The 20130-nt window shown below is 57.9% G+C and carries 19 protein-coding genes, 2 tRNA genes and 1 other annotated feature; of the genes, 4 read left to right on the forward strand and 17 right to left on the reverse strand.

What is annotated here, in order from left to right; genetic code table 11:
- From B5F22_RS08925 to glnA, 5 genes are all read right to left on the reverse strand, one after another.
- The coding region (locus B5F22_RS08925) for a stage III sporulation protein AB (RefSeq protein ID WP_143482221.1) at nt 1-900 on the reverse strand (900 nt) is incomplete at its 3' end.
- Nucleotides 901-1020: 120 nt separating this feature from the next.
- Nucleotides 1021-2241 (reverse strand): LL-diaminopimelate aminotransferase, encoded by a 1221-nt coding sequence (locus B5F22_RS08930; RefSeq protein ID WP_087392299.1) that lies wholly within the window; start codon nt 2239-2241, stop codon nt 1021-1023.
- A 74-nt stretch (nt 2242-2315) separates the two neighbouring features.
- Nucleotides 2316-3107, reverse strand: a complete 792-nt coding sequence (gene dapF, locus B5F22_RS08935) for a diaminopimelate epimerase (protein ID WP_087392300.1) — start codon at nt 3105-3107, stop codon at nt 2316-2318.
- A gap of 96 nt (nt 3108-3203) precedes the next feature.
- On the reverse strand, nt 3204-3746 hold the full coding sequence (locus B5F22_RS08940; RefSeq protein WP_087229265.1) for an ANTAR domain-containing protein: 543 nt from the start codon (nt 3744-3746) through the stop codon (nt 3204-3206).
- Nucleotides 3747-3796: 50 nt separating this feature from the next.
- Nucleotides 3797-5128 (reverse strand): type I glutamate--ammonia ligase, encoded by a 1332-nt coding sequence (gene glnA / locus B5F22_RS08945; RefSeq protein ID WP_087369214.1) that lies wholly within the window; start codon nt 5126-5128, stop codon nt 3797-3799.
- 380 nt (nt 5129-5508) lie between these two features.
- Here glnA and ppdK point away from each other — a divergent pair, with 380 nt between their 5' ends.
- Nucleotides 5509-8139: a pyruvate, phosphate dikinase gene (ppdK, locus tag B5F22_RS08950; protein ID WP_087392301.1), complete on the forward strand. Its 2631-nt coding sequence runs from the start codon at nt 5509-5511 to the stop codon at nt 8137-8139.
- Nucleotides 8140-8190: 51 nt separating this feature from the next.
- Here the strand turns inward: ppdK and B5F22_RS08955 are convergent, their stop codons facing one another.
- From B5F22_RS08955 to B5F22_RS08970, 4 genes are all read right to left on the reverse strand, one after another.
- Nucleotides 8191-8928, reverse strand: a complete 738-nt coding sequence (locus B5F22_RS08955; protein ID WP_087392302.1) for a carbon-nitrogen hydrolase family protein — start codon at nt 8926-8928, stop codon at nt 8191-8193.
- Nucleotides 8925-9818, reverse strand: coding sequence for a GNAT family N-acetyltransferase (locus B5F22_RS08960; RefSeq protein ID WP_087392303.1), 894 nt, complete (start codon nt 9816-9818; stop codon nt 8925-8927). Before B5F22_RS08960 ends, B5F22_RS08955 begins: the two co-directional genes overlap by 4 nt.
- Nucleotides 9819-9831: 13 nt before the next feature.
- Entirely contained in the window at nt 9832-10326 is a 495-nt protein-coding gene (locus B5F22_RS08965; protein ID WP_158096670.1) for a GNAT family N-acetyltransferase, read from the reverse strand.
- A 137-nt stretch (nt 10327-10463) separates the two neighbouring features.
- On the reverse strand, nt 10464-10706 hold the full coding sequence (locus B5F22_RS08970) for a helix-turn-helix transcriptional regulator (RefSeq protein WP_087392305.1): 243 nt from the start codon (nt 10704-10706) through the stop codon (nt 10464-10466).
- A gap of 106 nt (nt 10707-10812) precedes the next feature.
- Between B5F22_RS08970 and B5F22_RS08975 the strand changes: the two genes are divergently transcribed.
- Nucleotides 10813-11313, forward strand: a complete 501-nt coding sequence (locus tag B5F22_RS08975; protein ID WP_087392306.1) for an SLOG family protein — start codon at nt 10813-10815, stop codon at nt 11311-11313.
- A 41-nt stretch (nt 11314-11354) separates the two neighbouring features.
- Here B5F22_RS08975 and B5F22_RS08980 read toward each other — a convergent pair whose 3' ends face one another.
- From B5F22_RS08980 to B5F22_RS09005, 6 genes are all read right to left on the reverse strand, one after another.
- On the reverse strand, nt 11355-13223 hold the full coding sequence (locus B5F22_RS08980) for an ABC transporter ATP-binding protein (protein ID WP_087392307.1): 1869 nt from the start codon (nt 13221-13223) through the stop codon (nt 11355-11357).
- Entirely contained in the window at nt 13223-15004 is a 1782-nt protein-coding gene (locus B5F22_RS08985; RefSeq protein ID WP_242955094.1) for an ABC transporter ATP-binding protein, read from the reverse strand. Before B5F22_RS08985 ends, B5F22_RS08980 begins: the two co-directional genes overlap by 1 nt.
- 121 nt (nt 15005-15125) lie before the next feature.
- Entirely contained in the window at nt 15126-15788 is a 663-nt protein-coding gene (locus B5F22_RS08990; RefSeq protein WP_087229243.1) for an ATP-binding protein, read from the reverse strand.
- Nucleotides 15789-15798: 10 nt separating this feature from the next.
- Nucleotides 15799-16497 (reverse strand): LytTR family DNA-binding domain-containing protein, encoded by a 699-nt coding sequence (locus B5F22_RS12780; protein ID WP_087392309.1) that lies wholly within the window; start codon nt 16495-16497, stop codon nt 15799-15801.
- Between the two features lie 24 nt (nt 16498-16521).
- On the reverse strand, nt 16522-16962 hold the full coding sequence (locus B5F22_RS09000) for a GtrA family protein (RefSeq protein WP_343219378.1): 441 nt from the start codon (nt 16960-16962) through the stop codon (nt 16522-16524).
- 68 nt (nt 16963-17030) lie between these two features.
- Nucleotides 17031-18203 (reverse strand): FprA family A-type flavoprotein, encoded by a 1173-nt coding sequence (locus B5F22_RS09005; protein ID WP_087392310.1) that lies wholly within the window; start codon nt 18201-18203, stop codon nt 17031-17033.
- 200 nt (nt 18204-18403) lie between these two features.
- Here B5F22_RS09005 and B5F22_RS09010 point away from each other — a divergent pair, with 200 nt between their 5' ends.
- Nucleotides 18404-19240: a DegV family protein gene (locus tag B5F22_RS09010; RefSeq protein ID WP_087392311.1), complete on the forward strand. Its 837-nt coding sequence runs from the start codon at nt 18404-18406 to the stop codon at nt 19238-19240.
- A gap of 27 nt (nt 19241-19267) precedes the next feature.
- Nucleotides 19268-19405, forward strand: a complete 138-nt coding sequence (locus tag B5F22_RS12320; RefSeq protein ID WP_158096671.1) for a hypothetical protein — start codon at nt 19268-19270, stop codon at nt 19403-19405.
- A gap of 118 nt (nt 19406-19523) precedes the next feature.
- On the opposite strand, the gene B5F22_RS09015 is transcribed toward B5F22_RS12320, so the two are convergent.
- Together B5F22_RS09015 and B5F22_RS09020 are read right to left on the reverse strand one after the other, a co-directional pair.
- Nucleotides 19524-19615: transfer RNA gene (locus B5F22_RS09015), tRNA-Ser, on the reverse strand.
- A gap of 27 nt (nt 19616-19642) precedes the next feature.
- Nucleotides 19643-19729 (reverse strand) — tRNA-Ser (locus tag B5F22_RS09020).
- Nucleotides 19730-19876: 147 nt separating this feature from the next.
- Nucleotides 19877-20113 (forward strand) — a binding site (T-box leader).
- The last annotated feature ends 17 nt before the right edge of the window (nt 20114-20130 follow it).

Below are 20130 nucleotides of genomic sequence, written 5' to 3' on the forward strand. Positions count from 1 at the left end.
GCCTGCCACCACCTCCACCCGGGCGGTGCGGTTTGTTCCGCTGCCTCGGAGCAGTACCACCCGGCGAAACACTCCGGACTGCCACAGGCGGCGATACACCGGACGCCGTTGGAAATCCTCCATACATGCCCCGTGGGCAGTGGCCAGCAGGGATACCCCACACCCCACCGCCTGGACCATGGCCTCCACATCCTCCATCTGGGTGATCTCATCCATGGCGATGACCTGTGGATTCATGCCCCGCAGCAGAATGGACACCGCAGCGGCTTTACCGCACCCGTCCAGAATGTCGGTGTGCCGCCCCACATACATCTGAGGGGCACCCTGCCACATGGCGGCAATCTCTCCCCGCTCGTCTGCCACTGCCAGACGCAACGGAGGCGCGGCCACCCCGTCGGACAGTCCCCGCACCAAGTCCCGGAGCAGGGTGGTCTTCCCCGCCCCCGGCGGAGCAAAAATCAGGGTATTTTGCAGCCGCTCCCCCTCCATCAGTTGGGGAAGCAGGGCCTCAGCCTGTCCCACCACCGGGCGGGCAATGCGCACAGACAGAGAGGAAATCTCCCGCAAGGTGGCCACCTTCCCGTCCCGCACCACGGCAGTGCCGCAGATGCCGATGCGGTGCCCGCCCCGCAGGGTGAGAAACCCCCGCTGCACCTGGTCCAGCACCGTGTGGGCAGAGGCCTGGCTGGCCTGTTCCAGCACCTGCCGGAGCAGTTCCCCCGTCACGACCAGCTCTCCCACATCCTGTTCTCCGTCTTCGTCCAGCACCGTGGGCAGAAATCCCTGACGCAGGCGGATCTCCTCCGCCCGTTCCCGCTTCTCCTGGGGCAGCTGTTTGAGGGCACACCGGAGATGTTGAGGCATCAGGGCAACCACCTGCTGAAATGGGCTGTCCACCATGTAACTCCCTCCCTTTCGTATGGTACACCCCATTGTATGAGGGCCTGTCCCGGGGTATGACAGGCAAAAAAGAACTGCCCCGCCGGGTGGCGAGACAGTTCTCGAACGATTCTATGAAATTCAGCCCAGCACAGACACAATGCGCTCCACTGCCTCCTGAGTGGCCTGGGCATCGCCAAAGGCGGTGACTCGGATGTAACCCTCGCCGCTGGGACCAAAGCCTGCACCGGGGGTGGTGACCACGTTGGCGCGCTCCAGCAGCAGATCGAAGAACTCCCAGGAGCCCATTCCCTCCGGGGTCTTGACCCAGATGTATGGGGCGTTGACGCCGCCGGACACGGTGAGGCCCGCTTTGGTCAGCCCCTCCCGGATGACCTGGGCGTTACGCTGATAGTAGGCGATGGTCTCCTTGACCTGAGCCTGACCCTCGGGGGAGTACACCGCTTCCGCGCCCCGCTGCACCACGTAGGGCACGCCGTTGAACTTGGTGCACTGGCGGCGGTTCCACAGGCTGTTGAGGGAGGCCCCGCCCCGCACCAGCTCCTTGGGCACCACGGTGTAGGCACAGCGGGTGCCGGTGAAGCCGGCGGTCTTGGAGAAGGAGCGGAACTCAATGGCGCAGGTCTTGGCCCCTTCAATTTCAAAGATGGTGTGGGGGACGTCCTCCTGGGTGATGAAGGCCTCATAGGCGGAGTCGTAGAGAATCACCGCATCGTTTTCATTGGCATAGGCCACCCATGCCTCCAGCTGTTCCCGGCTGGCCACCGCTCCGGTGGGGTTGTTGGGGAAGCAGAGGTAGATGAGGTCCACCTTCTCCTCCGGGATGGCGGGAGAGAAGCCATTTTCGGCGGTGCAGGGCATATACACCAGCTTGGACCAGTGCTGGCTGGCCTCGTCATAGTCCCCGGCTCGGCCTGCCATGGCGTTGGTGTCCACATACACAGGGTACACGGGGTCACACACAGCCACCACGTTGTCCACACCGAAGATGTCCCCGATGTTGCCGCAGTCGCTCTTGGCGCCGTCAGAGACAAAAATCTCATCGGGGGCAATGGTGACGCCCCGGGCGGCGTAGTCGTGCTGGGCAATGGCTTGGCGCAGGAACTCATAGCCCTGCTCGGGACCGTAGCCGTGGAAGCCAGCCCCGGTGGCCATCTCGTCCACCGCCTTGTGCATGGCCTCGGTGACAGCAGGAGCCAGAGGCCGGGTCACGTCTCCGATGCCCAGCTTGATGAGGGATTTATCCGGGTTTGCCTGGGCATATGCCGCCACTCTCCGGGCAATTTCCGAGAAGAGATAGCTGCCGGGCAATTTCAAATAGTTTTCGTTGATGGTGGCCATGGGTGTTCCTCCTGTATTCAGCTGTTTACAGCATTAAAATTCTCCGTTTATTGTACAACATCTTCCACCTGGGGTCAATGGGTAAGTTCACCGTCGAACACCGTCACAGCGGGTCCCGTCATATGCACGTGCCCATCCTCCCCCCAGGAGATGGACAGCTCCCCGCCAGGCAGGGCCACCACTGCGCTCCGTTCCGTCACGCCAGAGGAGGCCAGAGCGGCCAGAGTGGCGCTGGCTCCGGTGCCGCAGGCCATGGTCTCCCCGCTACCCCGCTCCCACACCCGCATGGCAATGTGGGCCCTGTCCCGGGGGGCCACAAACTCCACATTCACCCGCTGGGACAGCTTAGGATGGTACTCCAGCTGGGGCCCCAGACATGTCACGTCCACCGCCGCTACATCCTCCACCAGACACACCAGGTGGGGATTTCCCATCCACACAGGAGTGCCCTCCACCTGGATGTCCTCCACTTGCAAGGCCATGGGCTTGCCCACCTGGGGCACTCCCATATCCACGGTAACCTCCGCCACCTTTCCTCCCTCCACTTGAAGGTCCAAGGTGCGGACACCGCCCCCGGTCTCCACAGTGAGGCGGGTTTTCGTGGTCAGCTTCCGGTCGTATACGTACTTGCCCAGGCAGCGGATGCCATTGCCGCACATGGTCCCCCGGGAGCCATCCGCATTGAACATGGCCATGCGGAAGTCTGCGTTCTCCGATGGACAAATGCAGATCAGCCCGTCTCCCCCCACCCCGGTATGGCGGTGGGACAGCTGCCGGGCCAGCTCCTCCGCCCCCTCCGGCTCCCCTTGAGGGCAGTAGAGGAAGATATAGTCGTTGCCCAGCCCGTGCATTTTGGTGAAGTTCATACCACCACTCCCTTCCCTGGTGTTATATGAAGGGAAGGAAGGAGAGATACCCGAAAAAAGCGAGGAACAGCCCTCAGGCTGTTCCTCACCAATCAATCATATGGAATTCCCAAGCACAATGCGGGCAGTCTCCGCCAGCTTGGAGCCGTGGTCCATGCTCTCCTTTTGCAGAAAGCGGTGGGCCTGTGCCTCTGTCATGCCGTGTCGGTCCATGAGCAGCGCCTTGGCCTGAGCCACCAGCTGGTTCTCCTCCTCACTGCGGTGGATGTGCACCGGGTACTTGGAGACCCGACGGCGGGCAAATTGCAGCAGCATCCGCACCGACGCCAGCAGGTCTCCCCGGCTCACCGGAGCAGGCAGCTGGAAGATCTCCTCGGTTTCGCACAGCTCCAGCCGATTCTGGGGGGCCACCATCAGCATCACACACTGTTGCGGCAGGTCGTAGTACAGGTCCTCCCCCGCTCCATCAGGGAACTTGAACCCGCACACCACCACGCCCAGCCCCTGCTTGTTCACCAGGCGGCGCACCTCGGAGGCGCTGTGGCACACCACACACTCTGCCACACCGCCGCTCTCCAGCACCTCGGAAATGCTGGCCGCTGTCTTGCGGTTTTCAAAGGCTACGATTACTTTTTGCACAAGATCTCACACTCCTCCCATCACCTGTTGCCCAAGGGCAGCGGGAGCGATCAATAGTTGATCATGTACTTGTCCAGCTCCCAGCTGGACACACGAGTGCGATACTCCTCCCATTCTCTCTCCTTGCCGGCGATGAACTGGCAGGCCACGTGCTCACCCAGGGTGGACATGATGAGCTTGTCCTTCTTCATCAGCACCAGAGCCTCGTCCAGAGAGCCGGGCAGAGCCTCGATGCCCCGGCGCTTGCGGGTGGCGGGGGTCATGTCGAAGATGTTCTCGGTGATCTCGGCGGGGAGGGTCAGATTCCGCTCAATGCCATCCAGACCGGCAGCCAGGCACACGGCCAGGGTCAAATAGGGGTTGCAGGCGGGATCGGGGCTGCGCAACTCCACACGGGTGGACTGGCCACGGGCGGCGGGGATGCGGATGAGGGCGGAACGGTTGGAGGCAGACCAGGCCATGTAGCAGGGGGCCTCATAGCCGGGCACCAGACGCTTGTAGGAGTTGACCAGGGGGTTGGCGATGGCGGTGATACCCTTCATGTGGTGGAGAATACCAGCCATGAAGGCGTAGGCCTCATGGGACAGCTTCTTGTCGCCGTTCTCATCAAAGAACACGTTCTTGCCGTTGCGGAACAAGGACATGTTCACGTGCATACCGGAACCGGCAATGCCGAAAATGGGCTTGGGCATAAAGGTGGCGTGGAGGCCGTTCTTCTGAGCGATGGTCTTCACCGCCAGCTTGAAGGTCATGATTTTATCGGCGCACTGCACAGCGTCGGAGTACTTGAAGTCGATCTCGTGCTGACCGGGGGCCACCTCGTGGTGAGAGGCCTCGATCTCATAGCCCATCTTCTCCAGGGCCAGGCAGATCTCCCGACGGGTGGACTCGCCGTGGTCCAGGGGGCCCAGGTCAAAGTAACCGGCCTCATCGTTGGTCTTGGTGGTGGGACGGCCCTCCTCGTCAGTCTTGAAGAGGAAGAACTCGGGCTCGGGCCCCACGTTGAAGGCATCATAGCCCATGTCGTGGGCCTTCTTCAGCACCCGCTTGAGAACACCACGGGGATCGCCCACAAAGGGAGTGCCGTCGGGGTTGTACACGTCGCAGATCAGCCGGGCCACACGGCCGTGCTGGGGACGCCAGGGGAAGATGGCAAAGCTGTCCAGATCGGGGTACAGATACTGGTCAGACTCGTTGATACGCACAAAACCCTCGATGGAGGAGCCGTCCAGAGTGATCTGGTTGTTCAGAGCCTTCTCAATCTGGGAAGCGGTGATGGCCACATTCTTCAGCTGACCGAAAATGTCGGTAAACTGCATGCGAATGAAGTTAATATCCTCTTCCTTGACAATGCGAATGATGTCTTCCTTGGTGTAACCCATTGTTCATTCCCCTTTTCTTTCGATTCGTCCGGCTGAAACCACCCCGGCCCAGTGGAGAAAAAAGGTTGTCCTTCTCCGCCTTTTTTCCTAAAACTATCTGTTGAAGTAATTCTGTGTTCAGTATAGCATGAACCGCTATTTTGTCAACGGATTTTTGCACCGATGCAAATTTTTATTGCAAAAATCAAGTTCACAGCCTCGAGAAGCGCCATTTTCGCGTTTTTGCACAGAAGCCTTCTTCTCGCATTTTTGCCCAATTGACATCGCCACTTTGCACAAACCGCACGAAATTCTTCTTGACTTTTTGGTCATATCTATCTAGAATGTCATCATAAGCTTTTCCCTGGTAAAGGGCAGCACACGAAAACGGAGGAATGTATATGTCTCACAAGTATGTCTATTTGTTTTCCGAAGGAAACGGCAACATGAGAGAATTGTTGGGCGGCAAGGGCGCCAACCTGGCCGAGATGACCAACTTGGGCATGCCCGTTCCCCAGGGATTTACCATTACCACTGAGGCCTGCACCCGTTACTACGAGGACGGTCAGGCCATCGCCCCAGAAATCCAAGAGCAGATTCTGGAATATATCGTCAAGATGGAAGAGATCACCGGCAAGAAGTTCGGCGATCACGAGAACCCCCTGCTGGTCTCCGTCCGCTCTGGTGCTCGGGCCTCTATGCCCGGCATGATGGACACCATTCTGAACCTGGGCCTCAACGAAGAGGTGGTCCAGGTCATGGCCGAGAAGTCCAGCAATCCCCGCTGGGCCTATGACTGCTATCGCCGCTTCATCCAGATGTACTCCGACGTGGTCATGGAAGTGGGCAAGAAGTATTTTGAGGAGCTCATCGACGAGATGAAGCACGCCCGGGGTGTCACCCAGGACGTGGAGCTCACCGCTGACGACCTGAAAGAGCTGGCCGAGCAGTTCAAGGCCGAGTACAAGGAAAAAGTGGGCGCCGACTTCCCCACCGACCCCAAGGAGCAGCTGATGGGCGCTGTCAACGCCGTGTTCCGCTCCTGGAACAACCCCCGTGCCATTGTCTACCGCCGTATGAACGACATCCCCAGCTCCTGGGGCACTGCCGTCAACGTGCAGGCCATGGTATTCGGCAACATGGGCGACAACTGCGGCACGGGCGTGGCCTTCTCCCGCAACCCCGCCACCGGCGAGAAGAAGATCATGGGCGAGTTCCTGGTCAACGCCCAGGGCGAGGACGTGGTGGCCGGCGTGCGCACCCCCATGCCCATCAGCCAGATGGCCGAGAAGTTCCCCGAGGCGTACATTCGCTTTGAGGCCGCTGCCAGGGCCCTGGAGGACCACTATCACGACATGCAGGACATGGAGTTTACCGTGGAAAACGGCAAGCTGTACATGCTCCAGACCCGGAACGGCAAGCGCACCGCCACCGCCGCTCTGAAAATCGCCTGTGACCTGGTGGACGAAGGTCAGATCACCGAGCAGCAGGCTGTGCTGATGATTGACGCCCGCAATCTGGACTCTCTGCTCCACCCCCAGTTTGACCCCGAGGCTCTGAAAAACGCCTCCCCCGTGGGCACCGCCCTCCCCGCCTCCCCCGGCGCTGCCTGTGGCCGTATTGTGTTTACCGCCGAGGACGCCAAGGAGTGGGCCAACCGTGGTGAGCCCGTTGTCCTGGTCCGTCTGGAGACTAGCCCCGAGGACATCGAAGGCATGGCTGCCTCCCGGGGCATTCTCACCGTCCGTGGTGGCATGACCTCCCACGCCGCTGTGGTGGCCCGTGGCATGGGCACCTGCTGCGTCTCCGGCTGTGGCGCCATTAAGATGGACGAGGCCAACCGTCAGTTCGAGCTGGCTGGCCGTGTATACAAAGAAGGCGACTGGCTGAGCCTGGACGGCTCCACCGGTAACATCTACGGCCAGCCTCTGCCCACCGTGGATGCCTCCATTGGCGGCGAGTTTGGCCGCATTATGGCCTGGGCCGACAAGTATCGCAGTCTCCAGGTGCGCACCAACGCCGACAACCCCAGAGACGCCCGTCAGGCCATGAAGTTTGGCGCCCAGGGCATCGGCCTGTGCCGTACCGAGCACATGTTCTTTGAGGGTGAGCGCATCCTGGCCATCCGGGAAATGATCTGCTCGGACACCACCGAGCAGCGGGAAAAGGCTCTGGCCAAGCTGGAGCCCATGCAGCAGGGCGACTTTGAGGCCATGTACGAGGCCATGGAGGGCAACCCCATCACCATCCGCTTCCTGGATCCCCCCCTCCACGAGTTCGTCCCCACCGACGAGCCGGACATCCAGCAGCTGGCCAACGCCATGTTCATGAGTGTGGCCGACGTCAAGGCCATCATCGCCAGCCTCCACGAGTTCAACCCCATGATGGGTCACCGTGGCTGCCGTCTGGCGGTCACCTATCCTGAGATCGCCCGGATGCAAACCCGCGCCGTCATCAAGGCCGCTCTGAACGTCCAGGCCAAGCACCCTGAGTGGACCATCGTGCCCGAGATCATGATTCCTCTGGTGGGCGAGGTCAAGGAGCTGGCTTACGTCAAGGGCGTGGTGGTTGAGACCGCCGACCAGCTCATCCGCGAGTCCGGCACCAACATGGAGTACAAGGTGGGCACCATGATTGAGATTCCCAGAGCCGCCCTCACCGCCGACGAGATCGCCAAGGAGGCCGACTTCTTCTCCTTCGGTACCAACGACCTGACCCAGATGACCTTCGGCTTCTCCCGTGACGATGCCGGAAAGTTCCTGGAGTCCTACTACGACAAGAAAATTTACGAGTTCGATCCCTTCCAGCGCCTGGATCAGGTTGGTGTGGGCCGCCTGGTGGAGATGGCTGCTACTCTGGGACGCAAGACCAAGCCCGGTCTGAAGCTGGGCGTGTGCGGCGAGCACGGCGGCGAGGCCTCCTCGGTGCAGTTCTTCCACAACGTGGGCCTGGACTATGTCTCCTGCTCCCCCTTCCGGGTGCCTATTGCCCGGCTGGCTGCGGCACAGGCGGCTATTCGCAACCCTAGGTAATCAACATAATAGATACTAGTGTTACAGGCGCACCGCGGTGCGCCTGTTCTACTATATAGATACGATTAGCACGCCGGGTTTTCCCGCCGGAAGTTCCGCCATAACAGTGCCGCCTTGGAAATACGCCGCCCCTCCGCTAGCTGCGTCCCTTGCCCAGGTGTCCATACAAAATGGGTTGACATACAGCACACGCTCCCCACAGCGAGCCGCTTGTTGCGCATACTCATACTTTACCTTCTGGTTCCACGCCTGGCATGGAAAGTCACACCACACAGGCCACAACACCACATCCGGGTTCAGAGCTTTCATTTCCTCCGGGCGGCCCTCCGTCCACAGATCGCCGCACAGAGCAACGGCTATTTTCTTGCCCTCATAATAGAACGTCTCAAACCCGCCCCCTTCACAGTAGTGGTGATCCGTGCGCCAATAGGCTTTCCATCCTTCACTAACACGGCAGAAATTATGGACCACTTCTCCATGTTGATCGATCACAATCTGGCTGCTGTATATTTTATCCTCGCTCCTCTCTAGATAGCCAAAAGAAACCCCCATACCAAGGCACCGTGCCGCTTTTTGCATTTTGCAGATGGGAAGTGACGCCTGTACCACAGCGGTGTAGCGGTCTATCTCATAGTCCCATGTTAAACTATCAAAGCCTTGCAGCGCAGTCTCTCCGAACACCAGGAAGTCACACTTCCCCTTGTACAGTTTCATCGCTGCCACCATAGCCGCCACATTGCGCTGGGTATCCCGGGTCACAACCGCCACGGAAGCCAAACCGATATTCATAGTTGTTCTCTATCCTCTCTTCCCGGCACCGTCCAGTGTGCCGTTACATTATTCTCATGTTTCGCCCGTTGAAAACCCATAGACTCAAACAAGCGAATTGCCGCAACAGCCTCCACATCCACCATAGCCATCATGCCTTTGGGCCCATTGCACTTCAACGCTTGCGCCAAAAGCTTCCGGCCAAATCCCATTCTCCGGTACTCCTCCAAAACAAACAGGTCATAGGGCTCATTTTGCTCAAAGCAGTAGGTTACATCCAAGTAGCCCACCACCTTTCCCTCATGAATGGCCAGAAATACCCGGAACCGATCTGCTGCTGCCAGAACCTTCTCCCCGGTCCAGTAGGTCTCTTGATAATGCATGGACAAATACGATTCTTGGTACTCAGGCGTGAACAATTCCACCCCAGAGGTGTCAAGGTCCGCAGCAGGCGCATCCAGCACCATTTTCTGCTGTTCCGGTTCAAACTCTGCGTTTCGCTCTTCCAGCAGCTGCTTCCACAGATGATTTTGAGAATTGAATACAAAGTCGGCGCTGTACCCCGGATAGTGGTGCTCCAAATAGCGGAACATCTCTGCATAGGCACGGCGATCACGGGACAGGCCCACAAGCATCTCCAAATATCGCTCCTCTGTCAAGACCAGAAATGTGAACAAGCCGATCAATTGCTCCCCCAGATACACGCCCAGCGCACAGTGCCGGTCCGGATGTTCCACACACTTCACCAGGTTTGTTTGGAATTGTTCCTCATTGGTGAGCATGGGGTCTGAGAATTGGGCATCCCCATGAAAGCCCCTGACAAATTCGATACACTCGTCCATAGTGCGGATGCTTCGTATCACGGGGCCTGTTTTTCTCTTGTCCCTGCCAATCTCAATGGGTGTGTTCATGGTGCGGTACTCCTCATTCTTCTACACGAAATCGAAAGGTCACAGAATTCTGCCAACTCTCCTCATTGCTCAGGTCCTCCCCCACCACACGACCCCCACAGCGATGATAAAAGGTCATGGCATGCACATTGTCCGGCTGGCATGCACAAGTGAAGGTAGAGACTCCCAGTGTCTGAAATACCTCTCGGATAAAGGCAAATGCACGGCGTCCTATTCCCTGCTGTTGGTACTCCTGCCGAAGGTATAGGGAGAGTAAGTGGGTAGGCTCAGATATGCGCAGGGTGATATAGCCAATGGGATGGTCTTTAAGTGCTATGAGATAAACCGCATAAGCCGGGCTTTTAATACGCTGGGCATCCTTTTGGGTATGCCATGCATAGTCAAATTGGTCGATCATGTCGTCAGGATAGATGCCTCGGTATGTGGTAGCCCAAATTTCTTGACGCAGCTTGGCTATGACCGCAGCGTCTTCTTCCTGTGCTCTGCGAAACACAACGGTGGATTGCATAACCATCCCTCCTCGTCTCTCCATGGTTTCCACTATTTTATCAGACTCTCCCTTTCTACACAAGATATCTCATACAAATGTTCTATACGCAAAAGACCGCAGGCTGTGCTCTTGGACTGGGCACAGCCTGCGGCCTTTTATTTAATTTCTTGCTCCAAGGCATCAAATTCCGGCGTGGAGAAAAACTCTGCCAAAGTGATCTCCAGACCATCACAAATCATTTTGATGGTCACGATTTTTGGGTTCTGGCTTTTTCCGTACAAGATGTTCTTAATACTGGACGGAGGCAACGCAGACAGTGTCGCCAATTTGTTGATGCTAATTTCTCTCTGACCACACAACTCCAAAATCCGATTGCGAACAGCGGTCACAGTATCCATTGCCATCTACCTCCCGTTGTTTGTAGATAGCATATCCAATTCCACTGGACTTTGTAGGCTATGTGTGCTACTATATAGGCTATACATAGCCCACCGAGGTGTATATATGGATACAAGAAAATTCACATGCTGCTTCACAGGTCACCGTCCCCAGGCCTTTCCCTGGGGTTATAACGAAGAGGACCCCCGATGCGTCAACCTGAAACACCGACTCAAAGGAGAAATCCTATGCGCCATCCATGACCACGACATCCACTATTTTTTGTCCGGTATGGCCCAAGGGGTGGACACCTGGGCCGCTGAGATGGTGCTGGAACTGCAACGGGACTATTCCATCTCTCTGGAGTGTGTCCTGCCTTGCCGGGACCAGGCCAGCCATTGGCCCTATGAGAGCCGCCGCCGTTATCGTTCTATCCTCCAGCGGTGCAACCAGGTCACTCTGCTCCAATCCCAGTACAGTCAAGATTGTTTCCAACGGCGCAATCAATACATGATCGACCACAGCAGATTGGTTATTGCCGTATGGAATGGGACTCCCAGCGGAACAGGCAACACGGTACGGTACGCCAAAGCCATGGGCAAACTGGTATATACACTCACACCATAATTTTGAGGAAAGCCCCCGGACATACTGTCCGGGGGCTTTCCTCATTGCTCTTGTTTTTGATAATACTGGGCTTGGGCCTGCCACAGTTGGGCGTACACACCGTCCGCCTCCACCAACTGCTGGTGGCTCCCCTGCTGGACAATGTGGCCGTGGTCGAAGACCACAATGTCGTCGCAGAACTTGCAGGAGGAGAGACGGTGGCTGATGTACACCGCCGTCTTGTCTCCGGCGATCTGGTCAAACTTGCTATACACCTCTGCCTCTGCAATGGGGTCCAGGGCGGCGGTGGGTTCGTCCAGGATGATAAAGGGGGCGTCCTTATAGAGGGCCCGGGCAATGGCGATTTTCTGGGCCTCTCCCCCGGACACCTCCACGCCCTTCTTCTCCAAATCCTTATAGAGATAGGTGTCCAATCCCTGGTCCATCTTCTCTACCCGGTCCATGACCCCCGCCTGGATGAGGCACTGGGCCACCCGCTCCCGGTCGTACTGGGTCCGCCCTGCCACATTCTGCCCCAAAGGCAAGGCCAACAGGTGGAAGTCCTGGAACACCACCGAGAACAGGGCGATATAGTCGGGGTACTGGTATTTGCGGATGTCGATACCGTTTAACAGGATTTCTCCCTCAGTGGGGTCATAGAGGCGGCACAGGAGCTTGATGAAGGTGGACTTGCCGCTGCCGTTCTCCCCCACCACCGCCAGGCGGCTGCCCACCTGGAATTTCAGGTTCACATGGCGCAGAGCCCAGGCCTCGCTGTCCGGGTAGCGGAAGGACACGTCCCGGAACTCCACCTGATAGTTGCGGTCGGAGCGCTTTTCCGTGGTGAGAGTGCCCTGGTACATCTGGTTTTCCACGTCTAGAAACTCCAAACTCACCGCCAGATACCGGGCATTGCACTGAAGTACTCCCAAGGTCTCCATCAGGCCGGCGACACCGGCAAAGAGCGTGGTGACCGCACCCACATACTGGGTGATGCCGTCCACTCCAAAGGCTCCCGCCCAGGATTTCAGACACACATACAGGTACACCACTCCGGTGAGAACGGCAGAAATGCCTTTGCCCGCCGCCGCCCACAGCCCCATGGGCCCTTTGCCCCACTGAGCCAAGCGACCGTTGCTTCCGAACACATTGTGTCCTTTCAAATAATACTGGTACACGTTGGGCTGTTGTTCATAGATGCGCATATCCAGCGTTCGATGAGGCTCATTGGAATAATATCCAAACCGGGAAAAGATTCGATTCCCCAGCCGCATTTCCTCTCCGTTCATGCCCCAATAGGCATTGCTGCGGTTGATGCACACCGGAGAGAGGAAGGCCACCCCCAGCATCACCGCCACTACCCCCACCAGGCATAGGGGGTGGTTCAGAAAGACCAGGTCATGACTGGCAGGAATCTTCTGGGTTACCAGTCCCACAGACAACGCCACACCGATCAGAACTTGCATGGTATAGGTCACGCAGTTGGAGAGATACAGCGGCAGGTTATACATACCCCAACCACCAAAGCGGACATTCTGCCAGACCTGCTCATACAAGTCGTAGATTTCTTGTTGTTGCAGAAGACTGTAGTCCATATCCATCATCTTTTCCATGTTGCACTTACTGTTCCAAAAATCCAGCTGGTCTTTTTCCCAGGTGGCCCATCGGGAAAGAGCTCCTCCCAACAGCAGTAAACCGGCAGTCACGCCCAGCAGCCAGCCCACCCACCAGGCCAACATCTGGGGGTTCCGCCCCTGGGACAGTTCCCCGATGATGCGGGCGGAGAAGTAAATGGAGGTATAGGGGGTCACAGCCTTGACCACCGCCGACAGTGCCATAGACACCAACAGAGTGGGGCGCAGCTTCCACCACATGCGCCACCCCCGCAGGGTCAGGCGCAAGCTTTCTCCCCAAGACTTATTTTTCTCCATCAAAACTCCCCTCCTTCCTGGTAATACCGGCTCTGCACCTCAAAGAGTTTGGCATATCCGCCGCCCAGATCCAGCAGGGACTGATGGGTCCCCTCCTCCGCAATGCGGCCATGCTCCAGGTAGAGAATCCGGTCACAGAACCGTGTGGAGGCCAGACGGTGGGAGATGAATAGAGAGCTCTTTCCCTGGGTCATGGAATTGTATTTCATGTAAATGTCGTGCTCCGCTAGGGGGTCTAGGGCAGCAGTGGGCTCATCCAGCACCACCACGGGGGCATCTCGGTACAGCGCCCGGGCCAGCATCAGCCGCTGCATCTGTCCTCCGGACAGCTCCACCCCATCTTCAAAGACATTGCGGGTCACGGGGGTGTCCATCCCCCGGGGCAGAGCTTCCACCGCCTGGGTCAGCCCCGCCTGCTCCAGGCATTTCGCCACCCGCTCCCGGTCGATGTCCTCCACACGCTGGGCCACATTCACCGCTACGCTAGTGTCCAGCACGGAAAACTCCTGGAACACGGCGGAAAACAGGTGATAGTATTCTCTGCGGTTGTAGGTGCGGATGTCCACCCCATTGAGACGGACACTTCCCTCAGTTGGGTCCAAAAAACCGCACAGCAGCTTGACCAAGGTGGTCTTACCCGCTCCATTGAGGCCCACAATGGCCACCTTCTCCCCCGGATGGAGGGTAAAAGAGAGGTCCGTAATGGTGTCCTTCTCGGCCCCGGGATAGCGGTAGGACACATGGTCCAGCAGAATCTCGCACTCCTTCAAACCTTGTGGCAGCGGCGCTCCCTCCTCAAATGCAAAGGGCTCTGGCCACTCCAAAAACTCCCGCAGATTGGACAATTCCAGGCTTTGGCGGTGGAGGGTGGAAACCTGCTCCATGATGCCCTTCACCCACTGGGTAAAGCCGCTGATAGCGGCAAAGTACAGCAGGAACTGGGAGGCGGGCAATCCCTGGGTCAGGGTCATCCAGATGAGGTAGGCGTAGGCGCCGCCGTTGCGCAGCAGGGTGAGAAGGGCATCCACCACATGCACCCCAAAATACACCCGCTCCCGTCGGGTCAAAAAGGCCTGGTAGGCGCGCATGGCACTTCCCCACACCTCGTCCAGCCAGGGTCGCAAGCCGAATATCCGAATATCCTGGGCATATTCCCGCTTGGTTGCCACATCTTTGGCATAATAAATGGTTTTCAGGCTGGCCGCCCGCTCCTCCCGGTGGCGATAGCCCCAGCCCTCCAAGTGCTGGCTGACCATAAATCCCACTGCTGTGGTGAGCACCACCAGAGTCACCATCCAGCCGTTGAGACCTGAGAGCAACAGCAGATACACCACAAAGCCCAGCACGTTGGTCAAAATATCCGTCCAGGTGGTCCAGATCGCCTCGGCTGCATCCGCATTTCCGTCGCAGGTACGGTATGCCAAATTCTCATACTCTCGAAATTTCGTGTCTAATAGATTTGCATAGGAGGTTCCGGTTATTTTCCGTGAAATCCGTGCTGACATCTCCGTGCGCACCTCAATGCGGCCAAACAGGGCATTGGTATTCAAGTAGCTCTTTCCCCCCCACATCAGCAACAGCGCCAGGGTAAACACCCCGATGGTGGCCAGCAGCTGAGGAAGGGGCACATGCCCCTCCACCTGGCCCAGCACCACAGGGACAAAGAGCATTTCCACCACCGTAGCCCCGGCGGTGGCCACCGCCAACAGCAGGCAAATCCACAGCACTGAAGGACAGTTGTCCCACGCCGCTTTGACAAAGTAGGCGGTATTCTGCCACATGTTATATGTGGGCTTTTTCTTCTTCTCCTTCATGTTCTCACCTCACCCGTAGCTTATCACAAAAATTCGCCCCCGGAGTAATCCGGGGACGAACGGCAAATCTGGGGTGCTGAATTGCACCTCACAGCTGTGGAATTAAAATCTCAGTGGTAAAGGCCCCCGCCTCACTGTTGCGGCTGAGGTAGCCGTCCAGGCGCTCCACAATGGCATCCATGCGCACCAATCCAAAGCCGTGGCCCTCCCCCTTGGTGGTGCGGAAGCCCTTGCCCACTTTGGAAAGCTTGCCCGTGGCGGTAAAGTTGGTGAAAGAGATGTAGAGCTGGGTGCCCTTCATGTCCATATACACCCGGATGAGCCGCTCCTGGGGGGGCAGAGCCAGGCTGGCCTCCATGGCGTTGTCAAAGAGGTTGCCCAGGATGACGCACAGGTCCAGCTCGGACATGGTGAGCTTCACCGGGATGTGGGCGTCCACATGCACTGGGATGTCCCGGGCCTTGGCCAGAGAAATCTTACTGTTCAAAATGGCGTCTGCCATGGCGTTGCCCGTCTTCACCACCGTATCCACGGTGTTCAAGTCCGTGTCCAGCAGATCCAGATAGGACCGGATGGCCTCCAAATCCCCCTGGGCAGCGTAGGCCTTCATGGTCTGGATATGGTTGCGGTAGTCGTGCCGCCAGCCCCGCATCTGCCGGTACATGTTCTCCACCTCTTGGTAGTGGGTGTCCAGCAGTTCCCGCTGGTAGTTCTCCAGCTTCTCATTCACCCGTTTGGATAGAAATCCCATGGTGTCCTCCTCAACTGTGGGCGATGATGGCCCGGTTCAGTCCCTCATAGGCTCCCCGGGGCAGGGGCAGCACACTGCCATCGGCGAGCACCACCTGGGTTTTGGTCACCCGGCGCACCGCCTCCAGATTCACCACCATGGAGCGGCCCAGGCGGTGAAACCGCCCGTCCAGGGCCTCCTCCAGGCGGCTGAGGGTGGACTTGGTGGTATAGTCCTCCCTGCCGTGCACCGTCACATAGTTGCGGCACACCTCCAGGTAGCGGATTTCCCCCAGGGGAATGCGCACCATCTCGCCCCCCTGCTCCAGGGTCAGCGCTCGCTCCCGGCGGCGCACCTTGTCCACCGCCCGGTCCAGTACCGCCCGCAACTTGTCCCCATTCACGGGTTTGAGCAGGTAGTGGAGGGCCGCCACCTCGTACCCCTCGGCGATATAGTCGGAGTACCCGGTGATAAAGACGATCTGGACGTCCTGATTGTCCCGGCGAATCTCCTTGGCCATGGTCACTCCATCCAACTGGCCCATCTCAATGTCCAAGAGGAGGAGGTCGAACCGCTTTTCCTCGGCGTAGCGGAACAAAAAACTCTCTGCCGATGGAAACCGCTCCACATGGAGGGCAAGGTCCCGCTCCTGGGCCCAGGCAGACAGAAAGGTCTCCACATAGGCGGCGTCGGTCTGGCTGTCGTCACAGATGCCCACCCGCAGTTCCATGTTCCATTCCCTCCTCTGGTTTTCTTACTGGTTCTTCTCGGTGCTGCGGAAGGCAAAGAACCGCTGACCGGCGTAGTTGAGCACCACGAACAGGCCTGCGCCCACCAGCATGGTCAGGTTACCCTGCATCTGCTGGCTCAGCGGCATACCGGACAGGACCACTGCCACCGCAGGCTTGGCAATGCCATAGGCCAGCACCCAGCACACAGCAATGCTCAGCACAAATCGGCCCACCACCTTCCAGCCTCGCTCGGCATTGCGGAAGGTAAAGTGTTTGTTGAGGAAGTAGCTGACCACGCTGCCCACAATGTAGTTGGCGGCCGAGGACAGCCAGTAGCCCAGGTCTCCCCAGGTGTGCAGTCCGGCCAGGTTGTACAGGGCGAACATCACCCCAAACCCCACCGCCGTATTGAGAACGCCCACCATCAAAAAGCGGACAAAGGTCCCTTCAAACAGTTTCTTCACAAAATACGCTCCTTTGGTGCAAAAAAAGGGCAAGCACCGGGCTTGCCCCTTTTCTGACGTGATTGAGATTAGTCCAGAGTGGCCTTGACCGCCTTGGCCAGCTCACCCAGAGCAGCGCGGCTGGTATCGTCCAGAGCGGAACGGATGGTGACCACCTGGTCCATCACGGTGATGTTCTTCAGCTGGTCCAGAGCGGCCCGCATCTCCTTGGCGGCCAGAGGAGCCCAAGTGCCGTTCTCCACCAGAGCCACGGTGCGGTTCTGGAAGGCCTTGGTCTTCAGGCGATAGAGGAAGGTAGCCATGGGAGTGAAGACAAAGTTATCATAGGTGGCGGCAGCCAGCACCAGGTTGGTGTACTGGAAGGCCTTGGCCACAGCCTTGGCCCAGTCCTCACGGGTCAGGTCGATGGCTTCCACCTTCACACCCTCAGCCTTCAACATGTCCACCAGCTCCAGAGCGGCCTTGGCGGTGTTGCCGTGGATGGAGGCATAAGCCACCAGCACGCCCTTCTCCTCGGGCTGATAGGTGCTCCACTGGGTGTACTTCTCCAGAGCCAGGCCGATGGCATCTCCGGTGAGCACAGGACCGTGGAGGGGAGCCACCACGGCGATGTCCAGGCCGGCGGCCTTCTTCAGCAGGGCCTGCACCTGGGGGCCAAACTTGCCCACGATGTTCAGATAGTAGCGGCGGGCCTCTTCCACCCACTCAGTCTCGGGATTGCCATCGCCAAAGCGTCCGAAGCCATCGGCGGAGAACAGCACCTTCTCCTTGGCCTCATAGGACACCATGGCCTCAGGCCAGTGCACCATGGGTGCCATAACGAAGGTGAGGCTGTGCTCACCCAGCTCCACCACGTCGCCCTCCTTGACCACCACAGCCCGGTCGGTGTAATCCACACCAGTGAACTGCTTGAGCATGGGGAAGGTCTTGGCGTTGCCAATGAGCTTCATCTGGGGATAACGCTGAGCCACTTGGGCCACACTACCAGCGTGGTCGGGCTCCATGTGATGCACCACCAGGTAGTCGGGCTGACGATCGCCCAGCACCTCGTCCAGGTTGGCCAGCCACTCCTCAGTCTTGCGGGGGTCCACGGTGTCCAGAATGGCCACCTTCTCGTCCACGATCACATAGGAGTTGTAAGTAACGCCCTGGGGCACTACATACTGGCTTTCAAACAGGTCAATGTCGGGATCATAGCAGCCGACTCGATAAATAGATGTCGAATTGAGCAGTTGATTCACAGTGATCACACCTCTCTTTATATATCCCCACTATTTTACTATGAGTTGATACCACCGTCAAGGAACTTTTTCTACAATTTCACTTGATACGATTATTTCCAATTTGTAAATCCTTCCTTTCCCCACCCCTTCTTTCCTTGACTTTACAGATTGGGTCTGCTAGAATTTAATTGCAAAAATGATATTAGGGGTTTTTGTTTATGAGTTTTAAAATTATTGTCGATAGCTGCTGCGACCTCAGCCCCGAATTGCTCCGGTCCGGCATTTTCCATAGTGTTCCCCTGACCATATATGTGGGTGAGAACGAGTTCCGGGATGATGACACCTTGGTACCTCAGACCCTGGTGGATGCCATGGCCATGTGCCAGGAGGCCTCCCACACCGCCTGTCCCTCTCCGGCGGACTATCTGGACGCCTTTGAGGCGGTGGATGGAGACATTTATGTGGTCACCCTCTCCGCTCTGCTCTCCGGCTCCCACAACAGCGCGTGGCAGGCCGCCCAGATGTTTGTGGAGGAGCACCCCGAGCGCAACATCCGGGTGTTTAACTCCTGCTCTGCCTCCGCTGGTGAGACCCTCATCGCTCTGAAAATCTCCGAGCTGGCCTCTTCCGGCATGCCCTTTGCTCAGGTGGTGGCCCAGGTGGAAAAGTATATCACCGAGATGAACACCCTGTTCGTGCTGGAAAACCTGGACATGCTGCGCAAGGCCGGACGTTTGACCCGGGTGCAGTCTCTGGTCACCGGGGCGCTGCGGGTGAAGCTGGTGATGGGCTCCACGCCCCAGGGCGAGATCAAGAAGCACACTCAGGCCCTGTCCATCAAGCAGGCACTGAACAAGCTGGTGGACATCGTGGCTGCCGACGAAAACCACAAGGGCAAGCTGCTGTGCATTGCCCACTGTCTGTGCCGAGAGCGGGCGGAATACCTGCGCATGATGATTCTCAAGACCTGTGAGGTCTCCGACGTACTCATCACAGAAACCCGGGGCATCAGTTCCTTCTACGCCAACAACGGCGGCGTGGTGGTGGCCTACTAATCCCCAGAAGAGAAAGGAGCGTTTCCCATGGAGCAGCCGTCCAAGCGTGACCAGCGGCGCGCCCTGTTCTTCCGCCGTTGGCTGTACTGGGTGCTCATCACCACCTTGGTGCTGTGTGTCATTGGATTGGGGGTCAATGTGGCGGAGTGGCTGGGTGTTCTGTGACAGAACACAACCTTTCATTTCCTATAAAAATATCCCTGTGACTTGGATGTCACAGGGATTCTTTTTTGAAACGTAAAGAGAAAATAGAAATCCCGAACGCGTTTGCGTTCGGGATTTCTGGCGCGGAAGGAGGGATTTGAACCCTCGCGCGGCTTTGGACCGCCTACTCCCTTAGCAGGGGAGCCCCTTCGGCCTCTTGGGTACTTCCGCAGACCGAATAAAAAGAAAATATAAAATTGGCGGAGAGGGTGGGATTCGAACCCACGGCCCTTTCGAGTCACTAGTTTTCAAGACTAGCTCCTTAAACCACTCGGACACCTCTCCATGACGGAGCTTGCAGCCCAAATGCAAGAGTTATCTTACCATAGGGTTCCCATTCTGTCAAGACATTTTTCACAATTTCTTCCCCCTCTTTTTCCCCATCCTTTGTTCCTTGACAAACACGCTTTGTTCCGCTAAAATATCACCAAGTGAAAGGCGACGATGGGAAGAAGACACAGTCGAGGTCCTTCAGAGAGCCGATGGGTGGTGCAAATCGGTGGATGTCCCTGTGTGTATACTGGACCCGGAGCTGCCGTCCTGAACCTCCATGCAGTAAGGGCGGACGGGTGATCCCGTTACAGGTCGAGGCCTTGTTGGAGGCCGTGAGCGCCCACGGGTGACCGTGGACGGAATTAGGGTGGTACCGCGTAATGTTACGCCCCTGACAGTTTGTGTCGGGGGCG

The organism is Pseudoflavonifractor sp. An187 (assembly GCF_002160275.1).
GTDB lineage: Bacteria > Bacillota > Clostridia > Oscillospirales > Oscillospiraceae > Enterenecus > Enterenecus faecium.